14 protein-coding genes, 2 tRNA genes and 4 pseudogenes are annotated in these 22773 nt (G+C 40.4%); 9 read left to right on the forward strand and 11 right to left on the reverse strand.

The window, feature by feature from the left end:
* Positions 1–548: 548 nt before the first annotated feature.
* Both IC572_RS07295 and IC572_RS07300 read right to left on the reverse strand, forming a co-directional pair.
* A tRNA-Met gene (locus IC572_RS07295) sits at positions 549–625 on the reverse strand.
* A 16-nt stretch (positions 626–641) separates the two neighbouring features.
* Positions 642–716: transfer RNA gene (locus IC572_RS07300), tRNA-Gln, on the reverse strand.
* 80 nt (positions 717–796) lie between these two features.
* On the opposite strand from IC572_RS07300, the gene IC572_RS07830 reads away from it, so the two are divergent.
* Positions 797–1321: a hypothetical protein gene (locus IC572_RS07830; protein WP_232263359.1), complete on the forward strand. Its 525-nt coding sequence runs from the start codon at positions 797–799 to the stop codon at positions 1319–1321.
* A gap of 91 nt (positions 1322–1412) precedes the next feature.
* Here IC572_RS07830 and hypD read toward each other — a convergent pair whose 3' ends face one another.
* The 7 genes and pseudogenes from hypD to pta form a co-directional block, all read right to left on the reverse strand.
* Positions 1413–2525 (reverse strand): hydrogenase formation protein HypD, encoded by a 1113-nt coding sequence (gene hypD, locus IC572_RS07310; RefSeq protein ID WP_187855687.1) that lies wholly within the window; start codon positions 2523–2525, stop codon positions 1413–1415.
* Positions 2526–2555: 30 nt separating this feature from the next.
* Positions 2556–2792: a HypC/HybG/HupF family hydrogenase formation chaperone gene (locus IC572_RS07315; RefSeq protein ID WP_000335461.1), complete on the reverse strand. Its 237-nt coding sequence runs from the start codon at positions 2790–2792 to the stop codon at positions 2556–2558.
* Positions 2792–3520, reverse strand: a complete 729-nt coding sequence (hypB, locus tag IC572_RS07320; RefSeq protein WP_187855689.1) for a hydrogenase nickel incorporation protein HypB — start codon at positions 3518–3520, stop codon at positions 2792–2794. Before hypB ends, IC572_RS07315 begins: the two co-directional genes overlap by 1 nt.
* A gap of 114 nt (positions 3521–3634) precedes the next feature.
* Positions 3635–3763 carry a hypothetical protein gene (locus IC572_RS07885; protein ID WP_000973846.1) on the reverse strand — a complete coding sequence of 43 codons (129 nt, stop codon included), beginning with the start codon at positions 3761–3763 and terminating at the stop codon, positions 3635–3637.
* Between the two features lie 10 nt (positions 3764–3773).
* Positions 3774–4073 (reverse strand): cupin domain-containing protein, encoded by a 300-nt coding sequence (locus IC572_RS07325; protein ID WP_024114699.1) that lies wholly within the window; start codon positions 4071–4073, stop codon positions 3774–3776.
* A 97-nt stretch (positions 4074–4170) separates the two neighbouring features.
* A pseudogene (locus tag IC572_RS07330) lies at positions 4171–5376 on the reverse strand (acetate kinase).
* A 12-nt stretch (positions 5377–5388) separates the two neighbouring features.
* Positions 5389–6942: pseudogene (pta, locus tag IC572_RS07335) on the reverse strand (phosphate acetyltransferase).
* Positions 6943–7190: 248 nt separating this feature from the next.
* On the opposite strand from pta, the gene fliK reads away from it, so the two are divergent.
* From fliK to alpB, 8 genes and pseudogenes are all read left to right on the forward strand, one after another.
* Positions 7191–8777, forward strand: a complete 1587-nt coding sequence (fliK, locus tag IC572_RS07340) for a flagellar hook-length control protein FliK (protein WP_187855691.1) — start codon at positions 7191–7193, stop codon at positions 8775–8777.
* Between the two features lie 50 nt (positions 8778–8827).
* Entirely contained in the window at positions 8828–9808 is a 981-nt protein-coding gene (gene flgD / locus IC572_RS07345; protein WP_187855693.1) for a flagellar hook assembly protein FlgD, read from the forward strand.
* Entirely contained in the window at positions 9805–11622 is a 1818-nt protein-coding gene (locus IC572_RS07350; RefSeq protein WP_187855695.1) for a flagellar hook protein FlgE, read from the forward strand. The genes flgD and IC572_RS07350 overlap by 4 nt, the downstream gene beginning before the upstream one ends.
* Before the next feature lie 51 nt (positions 11623–11673).
* A pseudogene (locus IC572_RS07355) lies at positions 11674–12296 on the forward strand (restriction endonuclease).
* Positions 12265–13416, forward strand: coding sequence for an Eco57I restriction-modification methylase domain-containing protein (locus IC572_RS07360; RefSeq protein ID WP_187855698.1), 1152 nt, complete (start codon positions 12265–12267; stop codon positions 13414–13416). Before IC572_RS07355 ends, IC572_RS07360 begins: the two are co-directional and overlap by 32 nt.
* A gap of 3 nt (positions 13417–13419) precedes the next feature.
* Entirely contained in the window at positions 13420–15450 is a 2031-nt protein-coding gene (locus tag IC572_RS07365; RefSeq protein ID WP_187855700.1) for an ATP-dependent helicase, read from the forward strand.
* Positions 15451–16034: 584 nt separating this feature from the next.
* On the forward strand, positions 16035–17600 hold the full coding sequence (gene alpA, locus IC572_RS07370) for a Hop family adhesin AlpA (protein ID WP_187855703.1): 1566 nt from the start codon (positions 16035–16037) through the stop codon (positions 17598–17600).
* A 21-nt stretch (positions 17601–17621) separates the two neighbouring features.
* Positions 17622–19205, forward strand: a complete 1584-nt coding sequence (gene alpB, locus IC572_RS07375) for a Hop family adhesin AlpB (protein ID WP_187855704.1) — start codon at positions 17622–17624, stop codon at positions 19203–19205.
* A gap of 786 nt (positions 19206–19991) precedes the next feature.
* Here alpB and hofG read toward each other — a convergent pair.
* Both hofG and IC572_RS07385 read right to left on the reverse strand, forming a co-directional pair.
* Positions 19992–21536 (reverse strand): outer membrane beta-barrel protein HofG, encoded by a 1545-nt coding sequence (hofG, locus tag IC572_RS07380; RefSeq protein ID WP_187855707.1) that lies wholly within the window; start codon positions 21534–21536, stop codon positions 19992–19994.
* A 246-nt stretch (positions 21537–21782) separates the two neighbouring features.
* Positions 21783–22652, reverse strand: a pseudogene (locus tag IC572_RS07385) (TonB-dependent receptor); the annotation flags it as partial.
* Positions 22653–22773: the final 121 nt, after the last annotated feature.

Consider the following 22773-nt stretch of genomic DNA (forward strand, 5'->3'; position numbering starts at 1 on the left):
TTGAGCGGCTTCACCGATTTGATAGCCTACGCTTGTGTAAAAGCCGTCGTCTTCAGCGCTCAAAGTGGAAACTAAAAGCGAGCCTAAAGTTAATGAAAGGATGTGTTTTTTCATGTTTTTTCTCCTTTTTGGATTAAATTGGATTAGTATTAGGGATTTCATACATTCATTAGAATACATTTACATTGGAATGTATTTGCATTGGAATGTATTTGGAGTATTATAGCATAAAGCGTTTTTTTTTTTTTGTCATTTTCTTAAAAATTTTGTCATTTTTTTGATTTTGATGCTTTTTGTTTCGTTTGGTGGTGTTAAAACTCATTTTCTTCATTTGAAATTCGTTTTCTTCATTTGAAATTCGTTTTCTTCATTTGAAATTCGTTTTCTTCATTTGAAATTCGTTTTTTAATTTGGTGTCTTAAGGGAAATTCATTTTCTTCATTTGAAATTCGTTTTCTTCATTTGAAATTCGTTTTCTTCATTTGAAATTCGTTTTCTTCATTTGAAATTCGTTTTTTTAAGGGGATAGGGGGGTATTTAATTAAGATTGGTTGCGGAGAATGGATTTGAACCACTGACCTTTGGGTTATGAGCCCAACGAGCTACCGGACTGCTCTACTCCGCGACACGCTAATAAATAATGGCTGGGGTGCAAGGATTCGAACCTCGGAATGCCAGGACCAAAACCTGGTGCCTTACCGCTTGGCGACACCCCAAACAACAAATAATATAAAGTAAAAGAAGAATTATACAAAAGCTTTTTAAAAAAGTCAAGCTAAAACGCTATAATCCCACTATGGAAAAAGCATTTGACCCCATCATTTATAAACGCTATCTAAAAAAGAAAGAAACCTTTTTGCTGTTTAAAAAAATCGCTCAAGTGTCTGCGTTTAAAAATTTAAAGCTCCAGCTCAAGCGAAGAGAGGTGATCAATCGTTATGTCGCTGGGATTTTAGGGGATTTAAAGAAAGGGTTTAGATACGCTAAAATAGAACACCAAATCCTAAAAATCTATTTCACGCACCCGAGTTTCTTGAAAGCCTTTGAAACAGAAAAAGACCATTACACCAACCACTTGAAAACGCATTTTGTAGAAACGCAAAAAACCCTAAAAGCCCTAAATTACCCCTTTGATTTTAAGACTATCCAAGCGAGCGTGAGAAAAAGGGCGTATCAAAAGCCGGTTGTCAAAAAAGAAAACCCCCCTAAAAAACCGGTTAGCATCAATGTCAATTGCGAGGGCTTGAGCGATTTCACCAAAAAGCAATTTTCAAAACTCAAACGCGCTTGTAACGATAATACGCCGCACACGCCCCCTTGAGAGCTGACCATGCAACTACCGATCGGGTTTTGCGGGGTGCAAGTTGTAGCGAATAGCGAGCAGTCTAGGGGCTTAGAGCAATTTTTAAAACTCAAACGCGCTTGTAACGATAATACGCCGCACACGCCCCCTCAGAGCTGACCATGCAACTGCCGATCGGGTTTTGCGGGGTGCAAGTTGTAGCGAATAGCGAGCAGTCTAGGGGCTTAGCGATGCCTTTTAAAATTTCCCCGCACTTGCATGCCTTGTTTTCTTTGGAGGTTTTGTGGCTTAAGTATTCTTTAAAGACTTTTTCAGCGTCATAGGAAGCGAACGCTTCTTTGAGCTTTAGGGCGGAATGTTTGATATTCCCTAACCCTCTCCATTCAAAATTTTCCCTGACTTCCATGCAAGCATTGACTAACTCTTGCGCTTTTGTATTCCCCCCATAGCTCACCGCTCTTTTGTATTGGATTTCTAGCTTGGCTTCTTTGTTTAAGGCTTGTTTAGTAAGCATCAGCACGCTTTCTAATATATCCACCGGCTCAAAACCGCTCACGATAATGGGGAGTTTAAAGCGATCCACTAAAGGAGCGTAGATTGAAGCGCCGCTGATCACGCTCACATGGCTAGGGGCTAAAAGGGCGTTGATCTGGCATGCTGGATCTTCTAAAATCGCGCTCACGCTGGGAGGCACTAGAATGTGGTTGATGTGGAAAAAAAGATTTTTTAATTTTTCTTTTTTGGCATTGAGTAAAACGCTCGCTGTCATGGGCGTGGTGGTTTCAAAGCCGATCGCAATGTAAATGACTTTTTTATGCGGATTTTCTTTAGCGATTTCTAAAGCTTGCATGGGCGAATACAAAAAGCGTGCATCTAACCCCTTTTCTCTGGCTTGTATCAAACTCCCATAGCTCCCGGGGACTTTCATCATATCCCCTAAACTCAAAACAATGCTATCTTTCATGCTAGCGAGTTCATAAGCTTCATCAAGGCGCGCTCTTGGCATCACACACACCGGACACCCCGGCCCATGCACAAACTCTAAATTGTTGGGCATCAAATCCAAAAGCCCGTATTTCATGATAGAATGCGTATGCCCTCCGCACACTTCCATGATGACTAATTTTTTTTCAAGTTTGGAAGCGAGTTTTTTGATTGCATTAGAGAGCGCTAAAAGGGTTCGCTTGTCTCTAAAGGGCGAAATGAGATGATCAACGCTCATTGTTTTTATTCATGCGTTTATTCATTGTTTTTATTCATGCGTTTCGTTCATTTTGGCGATCATTTCTTGGTAAAGCTCAATGGACTCTAGGGCTTCTTTTTCATCAATCTTACTCATCACATAGCCGATATGGAGCAACACGTAATCGCCCACTTTAACGGACTCGCCCATTAAATCCAAGCTCGCCTCTCTTTGAACGCCTAAAGTTTCTAAAAGCGCCACATTATCGTTAATGGCTATAACTTTAGAGGGGATCGCTAAACACATTAGAACGAATGCGTGGACTGGTAATTTTCACGCTTTTTTTCTAAAAGGAAGTTTTTAAAATCTTCCAAACTTTTAGGGTCTTTGGAGCTCATTAAAAAAATAGGCGCTTCAGGCTTTAATTTTTGCATGTCTTCTTTGACTTGAGAAACCCTGAAATTAAACACTTCAATCATATCCGCTTTACTGATAACCACCGCATCCGCACACATGAACATGGTAGGGTATTTTAGCACCTTATCATCGCCCTCTGGGACTGAGAGTAAAACGATATTCATCGCCGCCCCTAGATTATAGCTTGAGGGGCAAACCAGATTCCCCACGTTTTCAATGATTAAAAAATCGCTTTTTTCTAACGCTCCCTCATCTTTGAGTAAATCAAACGCCCCTTCAATCATGCTCGCTTCCAAATGGCACGCTTCGCCGGTGGTGATCTGATGCGCATTCACGCCTTTTTTACGCAATCTGTCCGCATCTCTGTTGGTTTGCAAATCGCCCTCTACCACGCAAAACTTAAAGTCTTTAAAATCTGCTAGATTTTCTAGCATCGTGGTTTTCCCACTACCGGGAGAGCTCATGAAGTTTAACACATACAGCCCTTCTTTGAGATAGCGTTCTTTCATTTCAGCGGCTTTAATGTCGTTCTTGCTCAAAATCTTTTCTACGATTTTGACGTCTTTTTTACTCAAATTAGGGTTATTTTGTAAAGATTCTTTTCGTTGCTCGCTCATTTCTTTTCCTTGTCTTTTAAAATTTTCGTATCGTAGCGCACTTAATTAAACGACTACCATTAAACGACTTCTTTTATCTATCTTCTTGGCTGATTTTTAGATCAAAAACATGCTTTACCCTAACCCCTTATCGTCGCTGTCGTTTTTATCTTTTAACACTAATTTAATGATCCTCCAGATGATGATTAATAAAATGATGGTTAAAAGCAAATACCAAACATTAATAAAAACGGCTTTCATCATTTGATTTTCCTTATTTTTTACTCAAAGACAATCTGATAACGCTATTTTCTAAAGCGTCCAAACGATGCAAAACTTGGGCTTCTAGGCTGATTAACGCTCCCTTTGGCATTTCTATTTTTTCATCTCCCACTTCAAAAACGATTTTGCCCTCTAAAACCTGCACGCTAATCGCTCCCGGGGCCTTGTGTTTGTCCATGACAGCCCCTTTAGGCATGCAAATGCGCATTTCTTTATTGGAAGAATTTTCACTCAACGCTTCAATATGAAGTTTTTCAAAACAAACGCCCTCTAAAAAATGAACCACTTCCATCAAAAACTCCTAGTGTGATATTTTCTTAATTTAGAACTTAATTTAAGAAAGCTAATTTTTTACCCAAAAATTTCTTATAGATTTCTTAAACAATTCTTTATTCTGTTTTTTCCAAAACCTTTTTGGCTTGTAAAGCGATTTCTAGCTCTTCATCAGTAGGGATTCGTAAAATTTGGACTTTAGTATTAGGCTGGCTTAAATTCACTAGAGCGCTGCCCGGATTGTCGTTCGTGGGCTTGTGTAAAGCGATCCCTAAATTTTCTAAGCCCTCGCACACGCTCTCTCTTAAAGCCGAGTAGTTTTCCCCTAATCCCCCTGTAAAAATGATCGCATCTACTTTTTTTAAGACTACCATGTAAGCCCCGATATACTTTTTAATACGATAAGCACACATTTCAAAAGCGAGTTTGGCTTGTTTATCGCCTTTTTCTTTTCTGGCTTCTATGTTTCTCATTATCCCCACAAATGCCTTTCAAACCGCTTTCATGATTTAAGATTTTCATCACCTCTTCTAAGCTTTTATCAGTGCATTGCGCGATGTATTCCACCACAGTGGGGTCAATATCCCCACACCTTGTGCCCATAATCAAGCCTTCTAAAGGGGTTAGCCCCATAGAAGTGTCCACGCTCTTGCCATTTTGAATGGCGGCCGCGCTTGAGCCGTTCCCTAAATGCAAACTGATAGCGTTAAATTCCTTATAAGGGATATTCAAAAACTTCGCCGCTTCTTTAGCCACATAATGGTGCGAAGTCCCATGGAAACCATAGCGCCGGATTTGATACTTTTCATACAATTCATAAGGTAACGCATACATACATGTAAGCGTAACTGGGCATGCTAGCATGGAATGCGGTGTCAAAAACAGCGATTTGAGGGATATGGGGGTGCGCTTTTTGAACGAACTCAATACCGGCTAAATTCGCCGGGTTGTGTAAGGGGGCTAAAATAGAAAGATTGCCAATTTCTCGCATGACTTTTTCATCAACCAAAACCGGGGCATGGAATTTATCCCCCCCCTTGAACCACACGATGCCCTATAGCGTCAATTTGATTGAAATCCTTGATGATCCCCATTTTCGTTAAATTCTCACGAATCATTAAAAGCCCGCTCGCATGATCTTTAATCACAAGCTTTTCTTTTAATTCTTGATCGTTATGGTGCAAATGCGATTTGATTTTCAACTGCCCTATTTCTTCGCCGATTTTTTCGGTTAAACCGCTCGCTAAGGGCTTGTTTTCTTTCATGTCAAACAACTTAAACTTAATAGACGAACTACCCAGATTCAAAACTAAAATTTCCATCAATTTCTCCTATCAATAATCCTGCGCTTGAATGGCGCTAATCAAAACGGTGTTAATAATATCTTCCACTAAAGCACCCCTACTCAAATCGTTAATGGGCTTGTTCAAACCTTGTAAGATAGGCCCTATCGCCACGGCTTTAGCACTCCGTTGCACCGCTTTATAAGCGATGTTCCCGGCGTTTAAATCCGGGAAAATAAAAACGCTAGCTTGCCCGGCCACTTGGCTGTTAGGCATTTTTTTCTTCGCTACGCCTTTATCTATGGAAGCGTCAAATTGTAAAGGGCCATCAATTTCTAATTGCGGATCTAATTTTTGCGCGATTGTTAGGGCTTCTTTGATTTTGTCTATCATTCCGCCTTGAGCGGAATCGCCTGTCGCATAAGAAAGCAGGGCCACTTTAGGCGCGATATTGAATTGTTTGGCCGTTTGTGCGGAAGTGGTAGCGATCTCAGCTAATTCTTTAGGGCTAGGGTTAGGGATAATCGCGCAATCCCCAAAAACGAACGCATGAGTGTCTAAACACATTAAAAACACGCTTGAAACCAAGCTCACGCCGGGCTTGGTTTTAATGATTTGTAAAGCGGGTCTAATGGTCTCAGCCGTGGTGTGATTCACCCCAGAAACCATGGCATGCGCGTATCCTAGATGCACGAGCATGGTCGCAAAATAAGTCTTATCCAACACTAATTGCTCAGCTTCTTGCTCACTCAATCCCTTTGATTTTCGCAATTCATACAAGCTTTTAGCGAATTCTTCTCTATAATGAGAAGTGTTGGGATCGATGATTTCTACATTTTCTAAATTCAAGTTCAAATTTTTCGAATTAATGGCTTCTTTATCGCCCAATAAGATCAATCCTACCGCACCCATGGCGTTCAAACGATGCGCAACTTTTAAAATCCTTTCATCTTCGCTCTCTGGTAAAACCACTTTTTAATCTGTTTTTTAGCCTTTTTTTCCAAACCCATTTGAAAGGCTAAAGGGGTAATAATCTTGCTTTTTATTTGCAACACGCTTTCAATCACGCTCGCTTCTAATTCGCATTGTTGCTTGCAAAGAGACGCGCTCAAAAAATGTGGTTTTTCAAGCATTTCGCCCGCAAATAACCCTACAGCGAAAGGGGCTTCTTTTTTGAGAATATGAGAATGCATGGCTTTCAAATATTCCAAACTCGTTTGCGCAACAGCCACCATAGGAGCGTTTAGATGCTTGGCTAAAATGGTGTTTAAGTCTAAAAGAGCGTTTAAGAAAAACTTCGGTGCGTACCCTAAATTAATGACAAAATCATGCGTGGATTGTAATCCATCATAGCGTTTGAGAATCGTTTCAAATAGTAACTCTTCTTGAGCGGTGCTTACAAGCTCTAAAGCCTTTTGTTTGTCTATGGCACTATGAAACTCTAAAGAGTTCAAACCCTCGCACTCCCAAAAACTCTCACGCCCTCCACTTAATGGGCGAAAACAAGGCGATTTTTTGATAGTGGGGCTTTAGCGCTTTTAAAAGGCTCTTGCAAGCAACCCCTAAAACTTCCATATTCTCTGGATAAATCCACAAACCTTGCATGCCAATCTCCCTAAAATCATCGTTTTTATTTAATTGTAGCGAAATTTAATTAAACCTAAACGAAACCATAGTTTTAAAAACCTCCGTTCTCATTAAGCACGAATAACGACAACTTTTATTTTTAAAAAATGGGGTTTTTCGTTTTAAAAAACACCTTTAGCATTTTTAAATTTGATCACGCGTCTTAAGGAACTCTTTTTGCTTGACTCCCACCATGTAAAATAAAAGAGTTGTTTTAAAGGATAACCATGCCATCTCCTGTTAATCCCATTCACACCAACGCAAGCGCCAACGCAAGCACTTTAATAAATAGCGGGGCGAAAAACGAAGACACCAAAAACGCCCCTAAAAGTGCATCAAAGGATTTCAGTAAGATCTTAAACCAAAAGATCTCTAAAGACAAAACCGCCCCTAAAGAATCGCCAAATCCTAACGCTTTAAAAGCCACGCCCAAAAACTCTAAAGAGGGTGCTAAAGAGGACGCTAAAGCACTTGAAAAAACCCCTACCCTACCCTACCAACACGCTCAAAATCCCGCTAAAGACCAACAAGCCCCTACCCTAAAAGATTGGCTCAACCACCAAAAAACAACAGCCCCACATGAGACTCAACATGAAACCCATGAGGCTAATGAAACTAACCCCAAAACCCCTAACGAAACTTTAAACAAGAATGAAAAAAAGCCTAACGAAGCCCTTTCTAACGCTCATCAAACAAACTTAGCTAGTAAAAACCCACTAACCCCCACTAATCGCGCTAACAACGCTATCAAAAACCCCACCACCCCAACCCATAACGCCAAAGAGCCAAAAACCCTTAAAGACATCCAAACGCTCAGCCAAAAACATGACTTAAACGCCAGCAACATTCAAGCGGCCACAACTCCAGAAAATAAAACCCCCTTAAATGCAAGCGATCATCTTGCTTTGAAAACAACGCAAACGCCCACTAACCACACCCTTGCAAAGAACGACGCTAAAAACACCGCCAACCTTTCTAGCGTTTTGCAATCCTTAGAAAAAAAAGAACCGCACAATAAAGAACACGCAAACCCCCAAAATAATGAAAAAAAAACGCCCCCTTTAAAGGAAGCTTTACAAATGAACGCCATTAAAAGGGATAAAACTCTTTCTAAAAAAAAGCCAGAAAAAACCCCTATTCACGCTAAAACTCAAACTACAGCCCCAAGCGCGACGCCAGAAAACGCCCCTAAAATCCCTCTTAAAACGCCCCCTTTAATGCCTTTAATAGGAGCTAACCCTCCCCCTAACGATAATATTCCAACGCCCCTAGAAAAAGAAGAAACAACTAAAGAAGCAAGCGAAAATAAAGAAAAAACTAAAGAATCTAGTAACAGCGCTCAAAGCGCGCAAAACACCCAAGCTAGCGATAAGACAAGCGACAATAAAAGCATCGCCCCTAAAGAGACGATCAAGCATTTCACCCAACAATTAAAGCAAGAAATCCAAGAATACAAACCCCCCATGAGCAAGATTTCTATGGATTTATTCCCTAAGGAATTGGGCAAGGTTGAAGTGATTATTCAAAAAGTGGGTAAAAACCTTAAAGTGAGCGTGATCTCTCATAACAACAGCTTGCAAACCTTTTTGGATAACCAACAAGATCTTAAAAACAGCCTGAACGCTTTAGGCTTTGAAGGGGTGGATTTGAGCTTTTCGCAAGATTCTTCTAAAGAGCAACCCAAAGAGCAATTAAGAGAGCCATTTAAAGAACAGGAATTAACCCCTTTAAAAGAAAGTGTTCTAAAAAGCTACCAAGAGAACACAGACCATGAAAACCAAGAAACGAGCATGCAAATCACTCTTTATGCGTGATTTTAAGCAAGTTTGCTCTATAATAAGACATCTTTAATAAGGAAGAGATCATGGCTATTGATTTAGCAGAAGTTACAGGAGCTAAAGCCGCGCAAGAAAGGAAAAAAGAGCAGCCCACCATCGCTAATGGGTTGGATAAAAACGCTTTCATGAAACTCTTTTTAGAGCAATTGAAAAATCAAGACCCCACCGCTCCTATGGAAACGGATAAAATCATCACCCAAACCGCGCAACTCACGCAAGTGGAAATGCAAGAAGAAAACAAAAAGACCATGCAAGAAGTCGCCAGTGCGATGAAATCCAATAAAGAAACTAACGAATCTTTAAAAGACTTTCAAGGCGCTTTAAAAGACACCATGGAAAACCTGAATAAAGGCATGGACGATAGCTTAAAGGCTAATAACGCTTTAAGGGAAGTAAACGCCCTTAATTCTGTGAGCATGATAGGCAAGATCGCTGAAACCGATGTGAGCGGGGCGAATTTTGACGGCAACAACAAGCTTTCTTTTTCGCTCTTTTTTGATGAAAAAATTGACGCTTCTAAAGGAGTGCCAGCGATTCAAATCCTGAACGAAAACAATGAATTAGTCAAAACGATTCCTTTAAAAGATTATAACGGGCAAAAGGGGTATATTAATTTTGAATGGGACGGCACAAATGAAAAGGGCGAAAAAGTCCCTAAAGGCAATTACAAAATCAAGGCTGAATACAATTTAGACTCTCACAGCAAGCAGTATTTGCAAACGCGCATTGGTAGGGGCGAAGTGGAGAGCGTGGTTTTTGATAAAGGCAAGCCCATGCTGAGAATGGGCGAAATGATTTTACCCATAGACAGCGCGATAGAGTTTTACAAACCGGATCAAAAACCGATTGAACAAAAGCCGATTGATCAAAAAATCTCTGAACAGAAAGCCCTTGAACAGAAAATCTCTGAACAAAAACCGCTAGATCAAAAGCCGATTGAACAGAAACCCATTGAACAAAAGCCCATTGATCAAAAGCCCCAAACCCCCCCTAAAGAGACAGCATGAACGACACCTTATTAAACGCTTATAGCGGGATTAAGACCCACCAGTTTGGTATTGACAGCCTTTCAAATAATATCGCCAATGTCAATACTTTAGGCTATCGCTCTAATGATCCGGAGTTTAAGACCCTATTTTCTTCGCATTTAGACGCTTTGAACGCCAAATCCGTTGTGGCTAACGACCGAAATTACGGCGTTACAGGCTCAGGCAACACCCTTTCCAATAAAGACGGGGAATATATGCCAAGTGAAGGGGAATTTCATATGGCGTATCAAGGCAAGGGTTGGTTTGTGATAGGACCCAATAAAAATGGGGAAATGACCATTAATAAAGACGGCTTTAGCAAAAAACAGGATAATTTCCTAACCCGTGCCGGCAATTTCGCCAGGGACGCTGATGGCTATTTAGTAACCCCTGAGGGCTATTATGTTTATGGCATTGATTTGAAAAAAATCAAAGACGGCACGCTCAATTCCACTGCCAGAGATGAAGACATTGAAAAATTGCATGGCAACACCCTTTCGCCCTTACAAATCCCCCAAGATTTGACTTACCAGCCGGTGCTTAGCACGAAAGTGGGTATTAGCGTGAATTTAAACCCTAAAGACCATTTAAAAGGCGTGCAAGATTTTTTCTTAAACGACAAGGGCGAGATTATTAAGGAGCGTTTTTTAAACCAGGATATTAACGCTTTAGCGAATAACGATAACGAGCCCATAGATGCGATCACTAATCGTAAGTTAAACATCAGTATCCAAAAAGAAAATGGCAAAAAAGAGGATTTTGTTTTCACTTATGGGGACGCTGAAAAAGGCGAAAACCAATTCAAAACTTTAGGCGATTTGCAAAAACTCCTTAAAGAAAAAACCGGGCTAGACTTAAACCTCATCAAAAGCGAAAAAGACGCCAAAAGCCCCCCCCTTTTATTAGAGATCGCTAATCCTAGCGAAACGCCTATCACATTCAGCTTGAGTGGGGGCATTGCGGATAAATTGGGCTTGAAAGCGGACGGAATGGAATTGAAAAAGGGCATTAGTAGGGATTCAGTAGCGATTAAAATCCCTTATTACAGCACAGAAGTGGATATTTATGATAAAGCCGGGGATAAATACTTGCTCCAAAGCGAATATTACATGACCAATTCCAACGATCCCACATCAAGCCCCACGAGTAAAAGGAAAAACCAAACTTGGGAAGTGAAAAGCTACATCGTAGATCCCAAAAACAAAACCCCTATCAATGATCCTACTTGGGAAATTGTCGGCTTTGATTCAGCCACGCATAAAATGAAATCCGCCCCCATGACTTTGGATTTTAAGGGTAATAAGCTCACCTATTCTTTGGATAAGAGCGAAAACCATGATTCTAGCGATTTGTCTTACCAAGACTCTAAACTCTTAGAAGCGAGTCAAGACGGCAAGCCTAGGGGCATTTTTAGAGACATGCGCATTGAAGAAAACGGCGTGATTTCTCTAGCCTTTAGTAACGGGGTGGTAGAGCCGGTCGCTCGCATCGGTATTTTAGCTTTCACTAACGATCAAGGCTTAAGGAAAATCGGCGGTAACCTCTATGAAATGCAAGAAGGCACCATTAATGGCGAAAACAGACCCCTAAGCGGTAACCCCATTTTAGGGTGGGACGAAGAGGGCAAACTCAAGTTTGGGAAAATCAGGCATAAATATTTAGAAACGAGCAATGTGAATGCCGGGAACGCCCTAACCAATCTCATTTTAATGCAAAGAGGCTATTCTATGAACGCTAGAGCCTTTGGCGCGGGCGATGACATGATTAAAGAAGCCATTAGCTTGAAAAAATAAGGGGCTGAAATAAAGAGTGTGGTAAAATACCCTTTTTAATAAGGATATTTAATGATACCCACACAGCTTAATGAAATTGCAGAATTTTTAAAAACAAACCCTTATAATTTGTCCCAACCCTTACAGGATGGACGCTTAAATTCATCTGTCAATGAAGAAGAAATTTTAAACACCATCAAATATTCTTTCCCTATCCAACTACCAAAAGCCAGAGAGTGGTGGGATTTTAGTTTTAAAAAAAACGATATTTTTTATCTTGTCAATATTAAAACCACCACCACAAAAACCGCTGACAATCTTAATTGCAAATTAGGGATTTACTATGCGTTGTGCGGCTTAGTGCCGGAATTTAATAACGAAATCGCATGGGAAAAATACTTTCAAAAACTTCATAAAGACTTAGGCACAAACACCAATAGAGATTATTATTTTTTGATTATCAACAAAAACGATCCTAAAGATGTTTTTATCAATTCCTTAAAAGGTATCCAAACTCTTCAGCCCAATAACTTGCCCTTCCAATGCAAGTGGGATAACAACAGAGAAATCATTCAAAGAGACTTTATTGAAAGTAAAAACTTCATCTTAAGCGCTCTAGCTAAAAGTGTAACTCTAAGGGCTAATATTTATTAAGAGAAGTTTTTGGAGAATTTTTTGCATCAATTAGAGATTAAAACTTTAGGGCAGGTTTTCACCCCTAAAAATATAGTGGATTTCATGCTCACTCTCAAACACAATCAAGGGAGTGTTTTAGAGCCGAGTGCTGGCGATGGGAGTTTTTTAAAGCGTTTAAAAAAGGCTGTAGGGATTGAAATCGATCCTAAAATCTGCCCTAAAAATGCCCTTTGCATGGACTTTTTTGACTACCCTTTAGAAAATCAATTTGACACCATTATTGGCAATCCGCCCTATGTCAAGCACAAGGATATTGCGCCAAGCACCAAAGAAAAACTCCATTACAGCCTTTTTGATGAAAGGAGTAACCTCTACTTGTTTTTCATAGAAAAAGCGATCAAGCATTTAAAACCTAAAGGCGAATTGATTTTCATCACCCCAAGGGATTTTTTAAAATCCACTTCTAGCGTGAAATTAAACGAATGGATTTATAAAGAAGGCACGATAACGCATTTTTTTGAACTGGGCGATCAAAAGGTTTTCCCAAACGCCATGCCTAATTGCGTGATTTTTCGTTTTTGTAAGGGCAATTTCAGTAGAATCACCAACGATGGTTTGCAATTTTTGTGCAAAAAAGGCATTTTGTATTTCCTCAACCAATCTTACACGCAAAAATTGAGCGAGGTTTTTAAGGTTAAGGTGGGGGCAGTGAGCGGGTGCGATAAGATTTTTAAAAATGAAACATACGGGAATTTAGAATTTGTCACCTCAATCACCAAAAGAACCAATGTTTTAGAAAAAATGGTTTTTGTCAATGAGCCTAATGATTATTTACTCCAGCATAAAGACAGCTTGATGCAAAGAAAGATTAAAAAATTCAATGAAAATAACTGGTATCAATGGGGGAGAATGCATCACATATCCCCTAAAAAACGCATTTATGTCAACACCAAAACGCGCCAAAAAAACCCCTTTTTTATCCACCAATGCCCTAATTATGACGGCTCTATTTTAGCGCTATTCCCTTATAACCAAAACCTGGACTTACAAAACCTCTGCGACAAACTCAACGCTATCAACTGGCAAGAATTGGGCTTTGTGTGCGACGGGCGTTTTTTGTTTTCGCAACGCTCTTTAGAAAACGCGCTTTTGCCTAAAGACTTTTTAAATCTAGGATAAAACTTGTTAGAAACTTTGCAATTAAACCCGGAGCAACTAAAAGCGGTCAAGGCTTTGAAAGGGTATAATTTAGTGATTGCGAGCGCTGGCACAGGAAAGACTTCTACGATTGTGGGGCGCATTTTATACCTGCTTGATAACGGCATCAAGCCTGAAGAAATCTTGCTTTTGACTTTCACCAATAAAGCGAGTAATGAAATGATTGCCAGGGTGGCTAAATACTCCAAATTAAGCTCCAAAATTGAAGCGGGCACTTTCCATGCGGTAGCGTATCGCTATTTAAAAGAGCATTACCCCAATTTAAGCCTAAAGCAACCTAAGGAACTAAGAAAGCTTTTAGAAAGCATTGTGGATACCAAAAACGCGCTAACAGATGACGATAAAAAGCCCTACACTTCGCAGCATCTCTACGCCCTCTATTCTCTTTACACTAACGCTCTAAAACAAGAAGATTTTAGCGCATGGCTTTCTACTAAAAACCCTGAACACACGCCATACGCCGCCTTTTATGAAAACATTTTGGAAGAATTTGAAAACACCAAAAAAAAGCATAATTATATTGACTATAACGACTTGCTACTGTTGTTTAAAAAAGCGATGCTAGAGACACCTAGCCCTTATAAAGAAGTGCTTTGCGATGAGTTTCAAGACACTAACCCCTTACAAGAATCCATTTTAGACGCTATCAATCCCCCTAGTTTGTTTTGCGTGGGCGATTACGATCAGAGCATTTACGCTTTTAATGGGGCGGATATTTCTATCATTTCTAATTTCACTCAAAAATACAAAAACGCCCGAGTTTTCACGCTCACTAAAAACTACCGCTCCTCTAAAGAGATTTTAGATCTCGCTAATCAAGTGATACAGCGCAACGAGCGCATTTACCCTAAAAATTTAGAAGTGGTGAAATCAGGGAAATTCAATAAACCCACGCTTTTAAATTACAACGACAATATCGCGCAATGCCAAGACATCGCTAAACGCATTGTCATGCGAAAAGATTTTAAAGAAGTGGCAGTGATTTTTAGGAACAACGCGAGCGCGGATCAATTAGAAGCCGCTTTAAGATCCCACAACGTGCCAAGCAAACGAAAAGGGAGCGCGAGTTTTTTTGAATCCAAAGAAGTGGCGTTAGCGTTAGATATTTGCGCACTACTATTTAACCCTAAAGACATTATGGCAGCGATTCACATTTTAAGCTATATCAGCGATATTGGCTCTAACACCGCTAAAGACATTCATGAAGCCTTAATGCTTTTAGGCAATGGTGATCTCAAACTAGCCCTAACCCACCCAAGCAAAGAAACCAAAATTTACACCAAGAAAAAAGAAATCACCTCTATGGGGCTTTTTGAAGAAATTTTTGCCCTAGAAAACAGCTCAAGGTTTAATAGCGTGATAGATAGAGCGTTTCATTCGCACCCGGTGTTGATGCACCCTAAAATCTCACTCAATGGGGCTAAAACGCTCAGCGATTTTTTCACTCTTTATACCAAAGCCCCTATTCATTCCCCTAGCGCTTTAATCAAACACATTCTAGAAAGCGCGTTTTTTCAAACCTTTAAAACACGCCTTTTAAAAGAGCGATCTAAAAATAAGGACGGCTCTTATAACGAATTTAAAAAACTCCAAGCGCAAAAACGCTTCAATGAAAAAATGGACTTGCTGAGTTCTTTAGCGAAAAATTACCAAAATTTAGGGCGTTTTTTAAACGGCACTTTAATAGGCTCCAATGAAGCCACGCAAGGTGAGGGCGTGAATCTATTGAGCGTGCATGCTTCTAAAGGCTTAGAGTTTAAAGACGTTTATATTATAGATTTAATGGAGGGCCGTTTCCCTAACCACAAGCTCATGAATACCGGTGGGGGCATTGAAGAAGAGCGGCGGCTTTTTTATGTCGCTATCACAAGGGCTAAGGAAAATTTATGGCTTTCTTATGCGAAAAACGAATTGAGGGAAAACGCCAAACCAAAAGAGCATAAGCCCTCGGTGTTTTTGTATGAAGCGGGGCTTTTGAAACCTGATTCAAAATAAAATTGGTTTTTGTATTGTTTGTTTAATGAGTATTATAGTGGGATTTTCATGAGATGTAAGAAAAATACAAAAAAAACGCTAGTAAGATTTTAAGCTTGCGCTAGAGCCAAAATTTTAGTATAATGGCGTTGCGATGGCCATTAAAACTATGATTACTAATAGTAACTTCATAGTCGGTTATCTCCTTTCTGAGGTAACCGCCCACTATTACCCCAAACCCTAACATGCTCCAAATTTTCACAACAAAAGAGATAACTTGAAATGACTATTTGCGTTGGCGTAATTATAGTTTAAAAAACTTAGAAATGCCAAAAAGCGCTTTTAAAAACCCCCCAAAATTTAACGCTAATCCCCCTAAGATCCCGTTTTTTTTTTTTTTGTAAAAAGCGCTCCAATTGTTGTAACTTTATTTCCTTGATAAGGGGTCTTTAAGGGGGTTTTTAAGGTTAGTTTAATTTTCATTATGTGAAAATATCACAATTACATCTAACAATTTGTATTACTAAACATTATTTACAAGCTCTGATGTAACTAAAACCCAAATTTAATCTCAATCAAGGAGCATTCCATTGATAAGGAAAATTATGATAAAGAAGAATAGAACGCTGTTTCTTAGTCTAGCCCTTTGCGCTAGCATAAGTTATGCCGAAGATGATGGAGGGTTTTTCACCGTCGGTTATCAGCTCGGACAAGTCATGCAAGATGTCCAAAACCCAGGCGGCGCTAAAAGCGACGAACTCGCCAGAGAGCTTAACGCTGATGTAACGAACAACATTTTAAACAACAACACCGGAGGCAATGTCGCAGGGGCGTTGAGTAACGCTTTCTCCCAATACCTTTATTCGCTTTTAGGGGCGTATCCCACGAAACTCAGTAGTAACGATGTGTCTGCGAACGCTCTTTTAAGTGGTGCGGTAGGCAGTGGGACTTGCGCGGCTGCAGGGACGGCTGGTGGCACTTCTCTTAACAATCAAAGCGCTTGCACCGCTGCGGGCTATTACTGGCTCCCTAGCTTGACTGACAGGATTTTAAGCACGATCGGTAGCCAGACCAACTACGGCACGAACACCAATTTCCCCAACATGCAACAACAGCTCACCTACTTGAATGCGGGGAATGTGTTTTTTAACGCGATGAATAAGGCTTTAGAGAATAAGAATGGAACTGCTACTAGCGGTGGTGCTAGTGGCACTAGCGGTGCGACTGGTTCAGATGGTCAAACTTACTCTCAACAAGCCATCCAATACCTTCAAGGCCAACAAAATATCTTAAATAACGCAGCGAACTTGCTCAAGCAAGATGAATTGCTCTTAGAAGCTTTCAACTCCGCCGTAGCCGCCAACATTGGGAATAAGGAATTCAATTCAGCCGTTTTTACAGGTTTGGTGCAAGGCATTATTGATCAATCTCAAGCGGTTTATAACGAGCTCACTAAAAACACCATTAGCGGGAGCGCGGTTAATAGCGCTGGGATAAACTCCAACCAAGCTAACGCTGTGCAAGGGCGCGCCAGTCAGCTCCCTAACGCTCTTTATAATGCGCAAGTAACTTTGGATAAAATCAATGCGCTCAACAATCAGGTGAGAAGCATGCCTTACTTGCCCCAATTCAGAGCCGGTAACAGCCGTGCGACGAATATTTTAAACGGGTTTTACACCAAAATAGGCTATAAGCAATTCTTCGGGAAGAAAAGGAATATCGGTTTGCGCTATTACGGCTTCTTTTCTTATAATGGGGCGAGCGTGGGCTTTAGATCCACTCAAAACAGCGTAGGGTTATACACTTATGGGGTGGGGACTGATGTGTTGTATAACATCTTTAGCCGCTCCTATCAAAACCGATCTGTGGATATGGGCTTTTTTAGCGGTATCCAATTAGCCGGTGAAACCGTCCAATCCACGCTCAGAGATGACCCCAATGTGAAATTGCATGGGAAAATCAATAACACGCACTTCCAGTTCCTCTTTGACTTCGGTATGAGGATGAACTTCGGTAAGTTAGACGGGAAATCCAACCGCCACAACCAGCACACGGTGGAATTTGGCGTGGTGGTGCCTACGATTTATAACACTTATTACAAATCCGCAGGGACTACCGTGAAGTATTTCCGTCCTTATAGCGTTTATTGGTCTTATGGGTATTCATTCTAAGAAAGGGGGGAAGAGACAAACATGAAACAAAATTTAAAGCCATTCAAAATGATTAAGGAAAATTTAATGACACAATCTCAAAAAGTAAGATTCTTAGCCCCTTTGAGCCTAGCGTTAAGCTTGAGCTTCAATCCAGTGGGCGCTGAAGAAGATGGGGGCTTTATGACCTTTGGGTATGAATTAGGTCAAGTGGTCCAACAAGTGAAAAACCCGGGCAAAATCAAAGCCGAAGAATTAGCAGGCCTGTTAAACTCTACCACGACAAACAACACCAATATCAATATTGCAGGCACAGGAGGGAATGTCGCCGGGACTTTGGGCAACCTTTTTATGAACCAATTGGGCAATTTGATTGATTTGTATCCTACTTTGAACACTACTAATATTACACAATGTGGTAGCACTAGTAGTAGTAGTAATGGCACTACTGCTGCCGCTACTAGCACTAGCCCTTGTTTCCAAGGTAACCTGGCTCTTTATAACGAAATGGTTAGCTCTATCAAAACTTTGAGTCAAGACATCAGCAAGAATATCTTTCAAGGCAACAACAACACCACAAGCCAAAATCTCTCCAACCAGCTCAGTGAGCTTAACACCGCTAGCGTTTATTTGACTTACATGAACTCGTTCTTAAACGCCAATAACCAAGCGGGTGGGATTTTTCAAAACAACACTAATCAAGCTTATGGGAATGGTGTTACCGCCCAACAAATCGCTTATATCCTAAAGCAAGCTTCAATCACTATGGGGCCAAGCGGTGATAGCGGGGCTGCCGCAGCGTTTTTAGACGCCGCTTTAGCCCAACATGTCTTCAACTCCGCTAACGCTGGGAACGATTTGAGCGCTAAGGAATTCACTAGCTTGGTGCAAAACATCGTCAATAATTCTCAAAACGCTTTAACGCTAGCCAACAACGCTAACATCAGCAATTCAACCGGCTATCAAGTGAGCTATGGCGGGAATATTGATCAAGCGCGTTCTACCCAACTATTAAACAACACCACAAACACTTTGGCTAAAGTTACCGCTCTAAACAACGAGCTTAAAGCTAACCCATGGCTTGGGAATTTCGCTGCCGGTAACAGCTCTCAAGTGAATGCGTTTAACGGGTTTATCACTAAAATCGGTTATAAGCAATTCTTTGGGGAAAACAAGAATGTGGGCTTACGCTACTACGGTTTCTTCAGCTATAATGGTGCTGGCGTGGGTAATGGCCCCACTTACAATCAAGTCAATTTGCTCACTTATGGGGTGGGGACTGATGTGCTTTACAATGTGTTTAGCCGCTCTTTTGGTAGCCGAAGTCTTAATGCGGGCTTCTTTGGGGGGATCCAACTCGCAGGGGACACTTATATCAGCACGCTAAGAAACAGCCCTCAACTTGCGAGCAGACCTACAGCGACGAAATTCCAATTCTTGTTTGACTTAGGCTTACGCATGAACTTTGGTATCTTGAAAAAAGACCTAAAAAGCCATAACCAGCATTCTATAGAAATCGGTGTGCAAATCCCTACGATTTACAACACTTACTATAAAGCTGGTGGCGCTGAAGTGAAATACTTCCGTCCTTATAGCGTGTATTGGGTCTATGGCTACGCCTTCTAAAAAAGCTCAAGGCCTTTTATAGGCTTTGATTTAACCCTTTAACCCCCACTTCAAAAACAACTCAAAACCCTTATCCAATAATCAAATAATGGAATTGACCCCTAAGAACGCTTGATTAAAAGCTAGCATTCACAAAAAGCTTAACTCTCAAGGCTTATTGAGATTTTAAAACGCTTGATTAAAAACTTTTAAAAAGCTTTAGCGCTTCAAAATTTTTATACTTAGAAAAACAACCCAAAATATTTATTAAATGTTGTCAAATATTGAGATTAACCCCCCAAGAACGGCTTTAATGGTGAAAGCGTTCAAACGCTAAAGATATTTAGGATTTCTGTGGTTTAAAACTTTATTTTGTAGTTCTAAATTTTATGGTAAAACCCATTTTTTAAGGGGATAGGAAGTATTTTGAAACCCCCCCAAAACTAAATCCCCCCTAACCCAAGAAAACCGCTTTTAAAACCCCCAAGCAGAAATCCTAAACATCTTTAGTGTTTGGGGTGAATGCCGCTAATTTGCAGTATAACACCCCATACATTTGCATCTAGCGTAGGAAGCGTGCAAAGTTACGCCTTTATAGATATGATGCGTGAGAGCTGTAAGGAATGCGTTGGAGCTCAAACTCTGTAAAATCCATTAGGCACACAGAACAAGAACCAAACTTTCCCCCAACATCAGGAAGCCCAATCGTCTTTAGCGTTTAATCACTTCACAAAACGAGCCACGCAAAGTATTAGATTTTAAAAAATGCCTTGGAGTGTTTTTAACTTGCTGCGATTTGATTGGAGTTCAAAACTTCAGCGTGAGGTTGGTCATCATGTAACTTCTGTCTTGGTAATTCGCGCTAAAATCGCCATCGGGGTTATTGAACTTGGGCGCTCCAAAATACCCTGCTTGATACCCTTTATTGATCCTAGCCCCATAATAAGTGATCCTAAAGTTAAGGAGAACCGATTCAGTGAACGCATAGCTCGCATTGAATTGCACGGAATATTCATTAGCCCTCCCCACTTGCCCTAACGCATTCTTATTCGCATGAGAGACGCGCCCAAAAACATGCCATGCGAAACGCTTATGGATCCCTCCAACCGAAGTGTAAAAAGTGAAAGTGTTCGCGTTAGTGATCGCATCAGCCAGCCCATCATAAGCCGTATTATCCCAAAAATCATAGCCGATCATTCCGGCATGCCTAGTCGTTACTGAGATTTCATTACTGATATAGGAAGTGTTATTCCCCCTTGGCATGGTGTGAGAGCCTAAAAAAGCGTCCGAATTGCCAAAGGTGTTATAAAAGCCAATGGACCAGTTGAAATTATCCCACCAAAAAACCTGGCGGATATTCAAAGTAACGCCATTCCTCCCCAACAAAGAGCCATGAGGCGTGCTGTCTTCCAAACTATAAGTGTTTGTTTCTGGGTTATACCACCCCCTATAATATAAGGGAAAGGTTGTCATGATCATGCTTTGAGAGCGAAAGCCTACATTTTCAAAATTCCTATTCGTGTCATAGACTAGCTTAAAGCCAGGAGCGTTATAAGTCTTAGGCGCAAAATAATAAAAAAATTGAGCGTCTAAGCCTTTATAAGAGTAGGTTGTGGTGATCCCATGCCAACCGTAATTGATGAAATCATTGCTGTTACTGGGGTTGCCTCCCTTTTTCAAATAAGGCACTGTCGCAAAAAACTCATAAATCCAAGAGTTAAACGCCAAACCTCTCCCAAAAGAGCTCCACCACCAAAACCTTAACCTTTGCGTCTCAGTCTTATAGGGCTGATAATACACTTCCCACCCTTGATTCGAACCGCTCATGAAATCAATATTCGCTTCATAGCGCCCCGCTTTAAACCCAAAAACATCTTTGTAATCGTATCGTAAAAAAGCGGTATCCACCACATAAGGCCTTGCATGATAGCTCGCTGATTGAGAAGTCCCCGCATAAGCAGGGCCAAGATACTTATTAAAAAAGTATCCATGATAGCCCCCAATGAAATTCTCTACAATTGAGCCAAAAACCTTCCCGTTAGCTTGGTTAATATAATATTTAGTCTTATCATAAGGAATGGCTGCAATCGCCCCACCCAAAGAAACAGAGAGCCTGTGGTTTTCGATGCCTTTAGGGAGTAAATTGACTTTGACTTGCGCTAAAGTTACAATATCTATAAAACTTTCAGTAGGATAAATCCCTTTTTTGGTATTGATTTGAGAATTGTTAAAACCAATCTTAGAAAAGTTCTCCACACGACCACTAAACCGATAATCAAAAGCTTCTACAGGACACAATAAAAACGATAAAAGCGATAAAGAAGAAGTCAGAAAATACTTCTCTTGTCTCATTAAACTCTCCCTAATCTTAATGGTATGATTTTTCTTATTGAGATTATAATTATAATCAAAAAAAAAAAAAACAGCATGAAGTTAAAATATTAATTAAAATCCGCAACCCTATTTTACAAAAAATAACCATTTATTGTAAATTGGTTTAAAATTAAAGGATTAAAATCATATATTTGTTACTTCTAAAGAATGCGTTATTTTTGATCAGATCCGCTACCCATGAAATCCTCATTTTTATCTCCATTATTAAAACTTATAGGAAATTTCAAATCTAGCGTTAAAGCCAGGTTCTGCCATGCCCCTTGCGTATTTGTCTTGATTGGGTTCATCAGGGCTCATTACTGGGCTTGCTTGATCAATATATTGTTGGTTAAAAACATTGTTAAACACCGCATTCAGGCTCAACCCTTTGAGTTTTTTATAAGCGGGCTTATAAGTGATAAAGAAACTGCTCACCCCATAACCCGGCTTATGCACATGAAAAATCCCGGGCGTTTTAGGGCAATTACTAGACCGTCTGTCAATATCCGTAGGGCCGTTACGATAAGGGCTATAAGAGCAATAACTCAAATCCGTAACAAAGCGTGAAAGCCAAGTGATACTAAGACCGGTGCGTGGGATCGTATAGCTTGCCGTTAAAATAAACACATTGCCGGTTGTGGCCGCCAATTCATACACATCAGCGATCAAACGCCCTTTTAAAGAAGGCCATGATCGCGCCACGCTCAAGCCTAAAGAAAAGCCCTTGTATTTAGCCGTCCCTGAAACTTCATAACCCGGCACATAAATAATATCTTGCGCAGGCAAGTTGGTTACAAAAAGCGTTGAAGAAAATTGATTGATATAATTAGAAATCAATTGGACAAAACCGGCAGCCCTAAAATCAAAATACTGACTGCTGTATTCGGTGTTAAATTCCACATTTTGCCCAATTTCTGGCTTTAAATTGCGGTTGTAGCGCAAATTGTCTTGACGCATCCACACCAAACCTCCAGGCATAGGGCCTCTAGTTACATACGCGTAAGAAAGCCTGAAATTCAAATTTTCTAAAGGCGAGACGTTTAAAGCCGCGCTAGGGCTAAACCCTTGAGTTATGTGCAATTGCCAGTCTTTATCCCACTAGCACGAAAAACTCCGTCCTTTAGGGCGGAGATGTAAGTGCTTAGCCGTTAGGTATTTGAATGTAATTCTACCTAATCCATTCGCTTTTTAGCGCATTCTATTAAAAATCAAAGTT

This window comes from Helicobacter pylori (genome assembly GCF_014496485.1).
Classification (GTDB): domain Bacteria; phylum Campylobacterota; class Campylobacteria; order Campylobacterales; family Helicobacteraceae; genus Helicobacter; species Helicobacter pylori_DD.